The sequence below is a fragment of the Bacillus sp. FSL W8-0770 genome (genome assembly GCF_038008705.1).
Lineage (GTDB): Bacteria > Bacillota > Bacilli > Bacillales > Bacillaceae_G > Bacillus_A > Bacillus_A cereus.
On record NZ_JBBOZR010000001.1, the window covers coordinates 4,971,870 to 4,984,263 of the forward strand.

A 12,394-nucleotide genomic window follows, 5' to 3' on the forward strand; every position below is an offset into this window, starting at 1 on the left:
TTTTCGTCTCCTTTTCTCACTTCAGAGAGAGACGCTGTCTATTCCATATCTCGATTATTCCGCTATTTGATATATTTTGGTTCGTCCTTCTAACCGGCTGTCCTTCTATTTCTTTCTCATTCTTCGCAAACATCGTTGGTACGCCAAACGACACTTTTTCTAAAATATGACCCGCTTCTTCTGATAAGCAATAATCAATAAATAAATCCGCAATAATACCACCCGGTGCACGTTTTAGTTTCGAAATCGCATTAACGGATAACCCTGTTTGCTCAGGTTCGTTACTTAAAATCGGAAAGCCTTGTTTTTGAAGCATTCTCTGATCTCCCATAAAGTTGATGCCTATCATATATTCACCGCTCGCAACAAGTTCTGCTGGGATGTAACCATTCACTGTTACTTCTCCAACTTGTTCTGCCAGATTCTTCACATATCCCTTCGCTTCCTCTTCACCTAACGTATCAATAAGTGATTGGAAAAACGTATATGCTGTACCTGAAACATTTGGATCGGGCATGACAATCTTTCCTTTATATATTGGATTCAATAAATCTTTCCATCTTAACGGATACGAGAGACCGAGCGGCGCTATTTCCTCGTTCCACCGCTCTTTATTAATCGCAATTGCCAGCTTCTCCACTTCATAACCGTACCAATAACCATCTTTATCTTTAACAGTTTTTGAAATACGATTTGCATGTTGGCTTATCACAGGAATAGAAAGATTTTTTTGCTTCATCATTTGATGCGCATCTACTGTACCGCCAATAATAATATCCGCCTTCGGATTTCCAGCTTCTTCTTCCACTCTACGAAGAAGTTCTTCTGTTGAAAGACGAATAAATTCATACGTACATCCACGTGGTTTACAAAATGATGAAAGTAACGCTTCACCAACTTCCTCACGAGCCGCCACATACGCAACAATATGACGATCATCCAAAATAGGGAGACCATTTTTACTATATTTAATAGAGGTTGTATCTCGAGAGCAACTAGACATCGCTCCTCCAATTACTAGCAAAAAGAAGAAAAAGGCTATCTTTCTCATGACGCATTCTCCTTTACGAATAACTCTGCTAGAGAGCCTTTCATATACATGACATTTCCGTTATTATCACCGAGATATTGCACAACAAAGTACGATGGATACACAGAAATCGTAAGAATATCTTTACGATCATTCTTTACACGCTTACCTGTTTTATAAGCTGTAATATAAGCAATCGGTTCATTCTGCGATTGTAATAACTTCTGAATTTCTCCGTAATCTGTAATTTGCTTTGCGGACCGAATAGAATCAAGTATGTGCGTAAGATTGATAGTACGTACCACATCACCTTGACGTACTACGACATCCTTTGCTGCAGCAAAGAAATCACTAATACGCTCTGGCGTGTAATACAGGCTTAATAAATACGTTTGAAGTGCTGAAATCATCGGATCCATGCCATTCTTTCCGTATACATTTTCCCCATACTGGAACAAGTCACCTACTGCAAAAGTACGCTTATGTCCATTCAAGTACGTTACTTCTCCAGTAAATACTTGTTCTTGGCTCTTAACGCCCTCAGGCTCTATTCGAATTCGGTCAAAGAATGAAACAATCGTATGCAAACGAACTTCATCCGTTACAACGATTTCTCCCCACTTTTCATGTCTGACTTTCACTTCAATTGGAAGAGATTCATTCACCCTTTGTAAAACGGCTTGTTTATCATTTACAATGTTGATTCGATTATAGATTTGCTTCTCCATAACATAAAACAAAATAAGAGAAACAATCATACAAATGACAAACATAAGAATTTGAAATGATAGCCTTTTCATTTCTGCCTACCTCCAAGATAAAAAAACGTTGTTTCGAAAATACCGCATAATTGTTTCATAAATGTATCATTTAACCGCTTTCAAGTTTTTTATGTCTTCCATCCTTCTCGGAAGCAAAAATGTAATGAATATTGTAGTACCTACTTCTTCACTACTCTCAATCCGCATGCTTCCACCCTGCTTACTCATAATCTCCTGACAAATATACAAACCATAACCATTCCCGTAACTAGAAGGAAGTGCCTTTCCTTTCGGAGACTCATTCCACTCTGCAAGTACCACTTCATCTATACCGATCCCATCATCATGAACAAAGACCTTCGCCTCATGCTCATTTACAATTACATTCATACGAATGTGCGAAGCATCACTATACTTAATTGCATTATCAAGCACATTTAAGAAAATTTGCTTCGTCTTATCAAAATCCGCGACAACATGTACATCCGTTAACTCATTTATCACTTCAATTTCAAACTGATTTAGACGAGGTTTTACAATTGAAACTGCTTCTTCTGCCAATTCCTTTATGTTCACAACTGTAGGAGACACTTCAAACGTACTCGTCCCATATTTCGAGGACTTAAGCAGTTCCTCTACAAGTGATAATAAGCGCTCACTTTCCACAGCCACATAACGAAGACTTTCCTGTACATCTTCTTTCGATTGTAACTTCGGAATTAAATCAACATAACCGATAATTGCCGTTAGCGGTGTTTTTAGCTCATGCGTAATGCGGTCTAGGAAATCTTTCTGCTTCTCTTTCTCCTCCTGCAATTGCTTAATATGCAGCTCAATTCCATCGGCCATCGCATTAAAAGATGCTGAAAGCTGAGCGATTTCCACGTACTCATTTAACTCAATCTTACTCTTATAATCACCATTCGCGAGCCTCTGTGCCATTTGTCTCAACTGATCAATTGGTTTATGAAGAGACTTCGCCAAACGAATCGCAAAGAAAATACCGGTAGCTACTAAACAAAGAGACGTCATTAAGAAAGTCCAGCTCACATTTGTTAAAACTTCCTTCTCACCCGTTAACTCATTTATAAAACGAATGCTTCCAATGACATCGTTTCCATAATATACTGGGCTTGAAAATAAAAGAATAGGAGCTGGATCCGCCTCCTCAAAAACGTAAGACTTCTTCCCCTTCAAAGAACTCTCAATGTCGATGTTACGGTGAAGCAATGCCCCTTTTTGTGTATCTGCAACAACATCGCCATTCTTCCCAATCATCTGCACACGGACATCCATACGCTTCGCTAAATACGACGCAATTAAAAGTGAATTCGGACCAAGCGTATCCACTTCTGCTTCCTTCTCTAAATAATTCATCGTATAAATTTGTGCTTCTACACTTAACTTTTCTAAAGAATCTGCTGCGTTATGATACATATTCTTTTCTAACGTAATATAAACAACTGCATATAAAAGAACAAAAATCGGAATTAACAGCCCAACTATCCCAAACACCATATTTCGTTTTAAAGACATACCATCACCACTTAACAATCCAGTTTATAGCCAACGCCATAAATTGTCTTAATATATTCTCCGCTCGTCCCAAGCTTCTTGCGAAGTCTCTGCACCATAATATCAACTGCTCTCGTATTTCCGATATACTCAAATCCCCATACTTTCTCAAGTAACTCATCCCTCATAAACACACGCTGCGGATTTGAAACAAATAACTGACATAAATTAAACTCTCGGTACGTTAACTGAATCTCTTGTCCACTCACATGTACCTTTCTTTCCTTAGGACAAACCACTATCTCTCCAGCCTCAATTACTTCATGACTTACAGCAGCCTCCGCCTTCTTTACACGCCGCGCCATATTCTTAATCCGAAGAATAAGCTCCGCATAATTAAACGGCTTCGTCACATAATCATCCGCCCCAAGCTGCAAGCCAAGCAACTTATCATTCATCTGACTCTTTGCCGTTAACATAAGCACGGGAATATCCCTATCCCTCTCACGGAACAAACGAAGCAACTCATACCCATCCGTATCCGGAAGCATAACATCCAAAATCAATACATCCGGCCCTTCATTCCATCGCTCCAAAGCTTCTCTCCCATCAGCCGCTGCCAATACTTCATAACCTTCCATCTCCAACTGCATCCGAATCAAATTACGAATACTCGATTCATCATCAACCACAAGTATTTTCATCATTCTCCTCCTTCCATCATGTATTATAGTACAGTTTAGTATAGCAAAAATCCTATAAAAAAAGAGAGGGTATTGTCGAACATATTTTGTCGACGATACCCTCTCTTTCACTTATTATATTTATTTAGCATATCCATTCGGTTGCTTTTGATGCCAATTCCAAGCATGTTCAATGATTGTCTTAACATTTACATACTTAGGATCCCATCCTAGCTTCTCTTTCGCTTTCTTAGAAGAGGCAACTAAACGTGCTGGATCGCCTGCACGGCGCGGTGCTACTTCAGCAGGAATTTCATGATTTGTAACCTCACGTACTGCATCAACGATTTCTTTTACACTGAAACCATTACCATTTCCTAAGTTATAGAACTCACTCTCTCCGCCGTTCTGCAAGTCTTTAAGCCCTAAGAAATGAGCCGCTACTAAATCTTCAACATGAATATAATCACGGATACAAGTACCATCTGGTGTATTATAATCATCACCAAACATCATAATCTTCTCACGTTGACCTAAAGCTACTTGCAGCACAAGAGGAATTAAATGCGTCTCTGGACGGTGATCTTCCCCAATAATACCATTTGGAGTTGCACCAGCCACGTTAAAGTATCTGAAAATCTTATAACGTAAATTAGAAGCTTGGCTATACCAATGAAGCATCTTCTCGATTGCTAACTTCGTCTCTCCATACGTATTCGTTGGATTTGTCATCGTTTCCTCAGTAATAAGATCTACATCTACCTCACCATACGTCGCCGCAGTAGAAGAGAAAATAAACTTATCTACCTTAAACTCATCCATTACCTCTAATAAACAAAGTGCACCATACACATTGTTATTATAATATTGAAGCGGCTTTTCCATACTAACTCCAACTAAAGAATCTGCTGCAAAGTGCATAACTGCCTCAATATTTTCTTGTTTAAAAACATCCCTTAAAAAGGATTTATCACGAAGGTCGCCATTATAAAACTTCGCGCCTTCCGTAATTGCATCTTCATGACCAGTTTGTAAGTTATCTACTACTACTACCGATAAACCTTCGTCTACTAATTTTTTCACAGCGTGAGAACCGATATAGCCAGCTCCCCCGCAGATTAAGATTGAGTTCATTGTTTTCCTCCTACTATTTCAAATATCTTAATTATAAAAGGAAAAGGTATACGATAACTCGTACACCTTTTATCTCTCCTTTATTACTTAGCCACAAAATAATCAGTTACATGTTTCGCCCAAACGTCATGTCCTTTTGCACTTGGGAAACCAAATTCTTCTTGTAGGTATGGTAAAATTGCTTTCGTTGAAGCATCCGGCCATGCTCCCCAATGATCAATATATGTATAATTATTTTGCGTTGCAAATTGTTTTAATGCTTCAATCGATTTCGGATAATTTTTCGCACCATACACTGGATTTGATGGTTGAATCATAATGGTAGCGCCTTTTGCACTAGTAGAAAGTGCTTGAACGAACTTCTGTGTATTTACTACAGAGTTACCATTACCAGTTTTACCATTATCAGTAATAAATGGCGGCTCAAATAAAATCACATCTGGATTCTCTTTCGCAATCTCTTTATCACGCTTATTCGCGATTAACTCTTCTGTGCTTTCACCCTTATATTCCTTTACAGTCACATTCCATAAACCTTTACCGTAAGCAGTTTCTAAATTAGCTGTTAACTTAGCTGCCCAAGCACCTTTTTCAGATGAAGAAGCTTCATCACCAACGATAACAAGATTTACTGCCTTTTTATCCTCAGCAGCTTTCTTTAACTTCTCTTTCACTGCATCTGGCAAATTCTTCGCATATGCTTCATTAAAAGATGACTTCGTATCTTGCTTTTTCTCTTCCTTTTTCTCTTCTTTCTTCGCTCCGCTATCTTTCACTTCAACCTTTGTTTTCGTTACTTCACTCGTTTGTCCAGTTGCATTCGCAATCTTCTTATTCCAGTACAGTTTACCACTCACAACCGAAGCAACAAACAATACAAAAATAACAAGGACAAGTACTGCTTTCTTATTCATCGATTCACCTCATCTATTAATCTCACAATATATAATACTAATATAAATCCATGCAAAAATAAACCCAACTCCTTCCAAAGGAGTTGGGTTATTACATACTACTTGGTCACTTCAAGATGCGCTCTTAACTTATTCGTTAAATCTTGTTTTGCTGCATCTGGAACGTAGTAATACCAAATACCATCAGCAGCTTTGTGTCCGTCACCCGGGATTTGGATATCTTCACTATTCTGCAGACAATCTTTATAGTTCTTTTGCATATCAAACATTTGATCTTGCGTTAAGTTTGTCTTCACATTTTTTTGAATCGCTGTAAGTACATCTCCATAGCTTGATAAAGAAGAGAAGCTTGCACCTTTCTTAATAACGGCCTGCATTACTTGACGTTGACGCATTTGACGACCGAAGTCACCTCGCGGGTCTTCATAGCGCATACGTGTAAATGATAGTGCCTCATCACCTGTTAAATGAATATTTCCTTTAGCAAAATGATGATTATCTTGTGTAAATTCTAAATCATTATTAACATCTACGCCACCGACTGCATCTACAATATCCTTAAAGCCTTCCATGTTCACTTCAATATAATAGTTAATAGGAACATTCAAGAATTTTTCCACTGTCGCTACAGACATGTCTACCCCACCAAATGCATAGGCATGGTTAATTTTATCACTTTTTCCTTTTCCAACGATCTCTGTGTATGTATCACGAGGGATACTTACTGTTTTCATTGAATTATTTTTTGGATTTAACGTGATGAGCATTAATGAATCTGAACGACCTTTATCTTTACCGCGCTCATCTGCACCTAATAGTAAAATTGAAACAGGTTCAGATTTATTGATTTTTTCTTCTTGTTTATTACCTTGATCGCGTTTTAATGGTTTATGAACTTCATCTAATGTTTTTGAAACTGAAGAATATATATTATAAGCGTAAACCCCTCCACCTATAATTAGTACTCCTATGATTCCTAATATCCAAAATAGGATTTTCTTTTTCATTGCTATAGACCTCTTCTTTCCATTATTCCGAACTATTTTTCAGATAATACAAATACTAACTTAGTCTAATATACTATGATTAATATTCTCTAACTAATATATCATCTTTTACACACTAGGCTTTTAATTATTTAATTTTATAATAATCTACATACCAATTAGCAAATTCTTGTAAACCTTTTTCAATGGATGTTTCAGGTTTAAATTCAACAGCTTTCTGCAATAAATCCGTTGATGCATAAGTAGCTGGTACATCCCCAGGTTTAATAGGTTCAAACTCCTTTTTAAACTCTACCACTCTTCCTAAGGAGTTACTTAACGCTTTCTCTAACGCTTTAATAAATACCATCAACTTTTCAGGATTATTATTACCAATATTAAATACCTTATGCTTTACATCTTCTATAGGAGGATTATTTAAAAGGCGTTGGATCCCTTCAACAATATCATCTATATAGGTAAAATCACGATATAAGTCGTTTTCAAAATCTCCATTATTAAAAATCTTAATTGACTCACCAGCAAAATACTTATCGGCAAATCCAAAATAAGCCATATCTGGACGTCCCATAGGGCCATACACCGTAAAGAAGCGAAGTCCAGTAGCAGGAATTTTGTACAAGTGACTATACGTATGTGCCATTAATTCATTTGATTTCTTAGTAGATGCATATAGTGATACTGGGTTGTCTACAAAATCTGTTTCCTCAAATGGCACCTTTTTATTAGCACCGTAAACAGAACTAGATGATGCATATACAAGATGATCTACTGGGTAATGTCTACAAGCCTCTAGGATATTATAGAAGCCTATAATATTACTTTGAATGTATACATCTGGATTTTCAATGGAATATCTTACACCTGCTTGTGCGGCTAAATTCACGACAATATTTGGCTTGTACTCCTCAAAGAGCTTGATAATCATATCCTTATCGGAAATATCACCTTTCATAAAGGTGAAGTTCTCATATGGCTTAAGTTGCTCTAGACGAGCATGTTTAAGATTCACATCATAATAATCATTTATATTATCAATACCTATTACTTTGCAACCTTGTTCTAATAATTTTTTAGATAAGAAGTATCCTACAAAACCAGCCACTCCCGTAACAAAGTATATTTTACTATTATCTAGAGGTTTGTAATTCAACGCTATCCAACTCCTTCATACGGTCTCTACTTGTTGATTTTCTACCAATAGAATGATACTCTATACCCACTTCTTGCATTACTTGAACATCATAAATATTTCTTCCATCATAAATTAAAGGTGTTCTCATTAATTTTTTATACATTTCTGGAGTTAATGCCTTCACTTCTCCCCATTCTGTGAAAATGAAGCACACATTTGCACCTTCTAAAGCCTTTTCAATATCCGTAACATATGTGATATTTCCGTTCTTATTTTTCCCCTCTGGATACACTTTAGCAAAGTTACTCGCACCTACCGGGTCAAACGCGTAAATATCTGCTCCTTGTTCCAACAATAGCGGAATATTTTCAAGAGAGGCCGCTTCTCTTAAATCATCTGTACCAGGCTTAAACGTCAATCCTAGTACAGCCACTTTAAGTCCATTGAAGGTAATTAACCTTTGACTTGCCTTTTTGTATAACAAAGTCTTTTGATCTTTATTCACATCGATTGCAGCTTTTACTGTTCTTAACTCATAACCATTTTGTCTTGCTAAATATTCTAACGCTTTTGTATCTTTAGGGAAACATGATCCACCAAAACCGATACCTGCGTTTAAAAACTTACTACCAATACGCTCATCAAAGCTCATACCTTTTGCAACATCTTGAATATCTGCTCCAACTAATTCACAAAGATTTGCAATATCATTCATATAAGAAATTTTAAGAGCTAAGAAATCATTAGAAGCATACTTAATCATTTCAGCTGATCTTCTATTAACAGAAACAATTGGCAAATGGAATGGTTTATAAAGGTTCATTAATACTTCCTCAGCCCACTTACTTTCTGTACCAATAACAATCCTTTCTGCATATAACGTATCGTGAACAGCAGAACCTTGCGCTAAAAACTCTGGATTCGATGCTACTTCTACTTTCACATCATGAACTAAAAAGTCTTGAATAAACTGCTCAACTTTATCATTTGTTCCAATTGGAACAGTTGATTTCACAACAACAAGGCAATCTTTTTCTACACTTTCAGCAATTTGTTTCGCCACAGTTGCAATGTATGAAAGATTTGCAGAACCGTCTGCTTGTTCTGGAGTTCCTACACCAATAAAAATTGCATCTGCGTCTCTATATGCCGATTTGTAATCTGTTGTATAATCAATTCTTCCAGCGGCGTAATTTTTTTGCATTAATTCCTCCAAATCCGCCTCATAAATTGGTGAAACACCAGATTTCATTAGATTTACTTTCTTTTCATCAATATCAACACAAGTAACTTGGTGTCCAACTTCTGCAAAACACACACCAGCTACTAATCCTACATAGCCAGTTCCTGCAACTGAAATTTTCAATTTCCGATTATTTACAATATTACTCTTTGAATCATTAGTCATAAAAAAACTTCCTTTTTATATTTATTATTAAACCATTAGTTCTCTCGCCTGTAATAATATATCATTAAGAATTCTGGATACTCATATGAAATAACAATACCCCTGTTTTAGGGTAATAACTCTAAGATTATAGCACTACTATCTGACAGTTATTTCTAAATATAAATCTCTCATTTTAGCGAATACGCGATTTTAATCCTCTCAATATGCCTACGGCATCTCTTCTAATATTAGGGAATAAAGATAAGAACACAAAATAAAAAATAATACATAATAAAATCGAAACAAAATTCCAAATTAATCCTTCATTTAATTGTCTCAAAAAATAGCCTAAAGCCCCCATTAAGCTTGCTGCCATTAAAGAAGGAAAAACATTGCTCAACATTTTTCCAACAGGAAATCCGACTATAAATTTCATCATACATAAATGGACTAAAATTAATTCCATCCGAATCCACGATCTTGCATAAATAAAACTCCAAAAACTATATTTGACACTAATTATACAAACAGGAATTAAGACAATTAGATGTAACAATTGCACAATTAGTGATAATTTAGGACGACCTTTAGCACGATATACTTCACTACAATAATGACCAAAAATGATAGTTATTACACTAGTTAATGCCCAAATCCCAACTATTTTAGTAGCCTCATTCCATTTACCACCAAATAATATCTGAACTACAACATCATCATATAGATATATACCTATTCCCAACGGAAATACTAAAACTGCTACACATCTTTGAATATTAAAAAATGTTTTATTAAATTGCGAGTTATCATTTTGCAAACGAGATAATGCAGAAAACAATATCGGTGTGGTGGCCGCAGTAATTAATGCCAATAAAGAATTAACCATTGTAGTTGATGTTTTATATAGGCCTAAATAATAATCATTTAATACCGTTCCTATAATAAACGCATCAATCCAGGTTGTTAACCAAATAGCAATAGCTTCTACTAATGACCAAACACTAAATGATAACATTTGTTTTAAGATTTTTAAGTTATAAAACCATTTAGGTTTCCACTTAGATTTAATATTCAAAATAACTACATTCGCTAAACTTCCACAAATCGTTCCAATAATTAACGACCAATAATCAAACCCAAATAAAGCGAGAGGGATTGTTACAATGATTGGAATAAAAATCGTAGTCATTCTTACTAAAAATAGAATTTTAAATTCAAAATCCCTTCTATATAATGCCATTTGTATACTTGAAAATGCAGATAAGGGAAGCTGCATAGAAGCTATTATTATTACATGTCCCATTCCCGGATTCCCAACTAAATCTGCAATAACATCACTAAACACGATTATTCCTATTAAAAATAAAATAGATATTCCAAGATTTGTCCAGAAGGCAACATTGGCACTTTTATATTTTTCTATATCATCTTTAAATTCACGTTGTACTAAGTATTTTTGGAAACCAGCATCAGTAAACATTTCAGCAAAGCTGATTATCATTGCTATCGTAGCTACTACTCCAAAAGCTTCCGGAGCAAGAATCCTAGCTAAAATCATATAAGTAATTGGACTAATAATTTTTGCTGCTAATTCAGTAATAGAAGACCACTTGGTGGCATTTATTATCTTTTTCTTTAAAATAAAATTATCCAAATTTACTACCTCTTATTTCCCATTCAATTTCTGCTCATTCAATTTTAAACCTGCAAGTACTAATTCTCTATGTGCTTCACATTCAATAAAATTCTGGAGGGCCAATAAACGCTTTTTGGTATATAACCTGTTTATTAGAAAGCTATTTAATAATATCCGGTCTATCCGTAACGTCCACTTACCTAATCCAGAGAAGCTTCTTAGATATGTCATCCTATTTTTTTGCGCAAACTTTTGATAGGTTTCTTCAACAAACTCAGTATTTAGTATATCTTTTGAACGCTGATGAAACTCTTTTAATATTTCTAACGAGATTTCCTTACTAGCCATTCTTACTCCATTATCACATTTAACTATTGGAATGTACTCTAACTGAAATCCCTTATTAATTTTAATTAACAAGCTTGTTTGCCAAAATTCATTATCAGCATAATCAAACAAGAAATTTCCTTGTCCATAAATAATTGTTGAACCAGCATGTTCTTCAAAGGAGCCTATACAATGACTATGTTGACAAACAACTAAGTCCGCCCCCTTTTCAACTATTTTCCTACAAACTTTTTGTAAATAAGGAGAAGGATAACGATAATGCTCTTTACCACCATGATATAGAACAATAACATAATCACAACTTCTCTTAAGATTTTGTATATGATCTAAACTTTCAAAAGGATCGAATGGATTAGCCCCAGCTGTTGTATCAGTTGCGATAGTAAATTCATTCTCTGCACATGCATAAATTCCTATCTTCATCCCATCTTGTTCAATAATATAGGCTTCATGTGCCTTAGAAAGATTTTCTCCGGCTCCTATAAAATTAATGTCATTTTCAATTAAAGTTTTCTCAGTAGATTTTAGCCCTTGTTCTCCCTGATCTAGAATATGATTATTAGCCAAAGTTAATACAGTCGGATTAAGCGCCTTTAGTCCTTTTACTGTAGAAGTTGGTGCAATCAAATTAGGGCCACATTTTTCAATTGGAGTTTCTTTATCTGCTAGAGGGACTTCTAAATTAAAAATCCGATAATCCGCCTCATTCAAAATCGAGATTATTTCCTCACCAAATAAATTGGAAATATTACCTTCAGAAAATAATTTTTGATTGGACTGAGTTGGTACTAAATCTCCACCAATTATTATGCTCATTTCCGTGCTCCCTTTCTTTTATTAT

At 35.6% G+C, this 12,394-nt stretch carries 11 protein-coding genes; all 11 read right to left on the reverse strand.

Annotation, left to right across the window (positions count from 1 at the left end; genetic code table 11):
• Positions 1–16: 16 nt before the first annotated feature.
• The 11 genes from NST27_RS25680 to NST27_RS25730 all read right to left on the reverse strand — a co-directional run bounded on the left by NST27_RS25680 (position 17) and on the right by NST27_RS25730 (position 12,369).
• On the reverse strand, positions 17–1,051 hold the full coding sequence (locus NST27_RS25680; RefSeq protein WP_001225638.1) for an ABC transporter substrate-binding protein: 1,035 nt from the start codon (positions 1,049–1,051) through the stop codon (positions 17–19).
• Positions 1,048–1,830 (reverse strand): DUF3919 family protein, encoded by a 783-nt coding sequence (locus NST27_RS25685; protein ID WP_000826608.1) that lies wholly within the window; start codon positions 1,828–1,830, stop codon positions 1,048–1,050. The genes NST27_RS25680 and NST27_RS25685 overlap by 4 nt, the downstream gene beginning before the upstream one ends.
• A 66-nt stretch (positions 1,831–1,896) precedes the next feature.
• Entirely contained in the window at positions 1,897–3,327 is a 1,431-nt protein-coding gene (locus tag NST27_RS25690; protein WP_000054024.1) for a HAMP domain-containing sensor histidine kinase, read from the reverse strand.
• Between the two features lie 11 nt (positions 3,328–3,338).
• Positions 3,339–4,010 (reverse strand): response regulator transcription factor, encoded by a 672-nt coding sequence (locus NST27_RS25695; RefSeq protein WP_000699550.1) that lies wholly within the window; start codon positions 4,008–4,010, stop codon positions 3,339–3,341.
• Between the two features lie 120 nt (positions 4,011–4,130).
• Complete coding sequence (gene galE / locus NST27_RS25700; protein ID WP_001084659.1) at positions 4,131–5,123, reverse strand: UDP-glucose 4-epimerase GalE; 993 nt, start codon at positions 5,121–5,123, stop codon at positions 4,131–4,133.
• Positions 5,124–5,206: 83 nt separating this feature from the next.
• Entirely contained in the window at positions 5,207–6,037 is an 831-nt protein-coding gene (locus NST27_RS25705; protein WP_001034194.1) for an SGNH/GDSL hydrolase family protein, read from the reverse strand.
• A 98-nt stretch (positions 6,038–6,135) separates the two neighbouring features.
• Positions 6,136–7,044, reverse strand: coding sequence for a polyisoprenyl-teichoic acid--peptidoglycan teichoic acid transferase TagU (tagU, locus tag NST27_RS25710; RefSeq protein WP_000727063.1), 909 nt, complete (start codon positions 7,042–7,044; stop codon positions 6,136–6,138).
• 127 nt (positions 7,045–7,171) lie between these two features.
• Entirely contained in the window at positions 7,172–8,197 is a 1,026-nt protein-coding gene (locus NST27_RS25715) for a GDP-mannose 4,6-dehydratase (RefSeq protein ID WP_047387238.1), read from the reverse strand.
• A complete protein-coding gene (locus tag NST27_RS25720) occupies positions 8,175–9,587 on the reverse strand; it encodes a UDP-glucose dehydrogenase family protein (protein ID WP_000180399.1) in 1,413 nt (470 codons plus the stop codon). The genes NST27_RS25715 and NST27_RS25720 overlap by 23 nt, the downstream gene beginning before the upstream one ends.
• A gap of 175 nt (positions 9,588–9,762) precedes the next feature.
• Positions 9,763–11,223, reverse strand: a complete 1,461-nt coding sequence (locus tag NST27_RS25725; RefSeq protein WP_000368426.1) for a lipopolysaccharide biosynthesis protein — start codon at positions 11,221–11,223, stop codon at positions 9,763–9,765.
• A gap of 12 nt (positions 11,224–11,235) precedes the next feature.
• Complete coding sequence (locus tag NST27_RS25730; protein WP_000022333.1) at positions 11,236–12,369, reverse strand: CapA family protein; 1,134 nt, start codon at positions 12,367–12,369, stop codon at positions 11,236–11,238.
• Between the last annotated feature and the right edge of the window lie 25 nt (positions 12,370–12,394).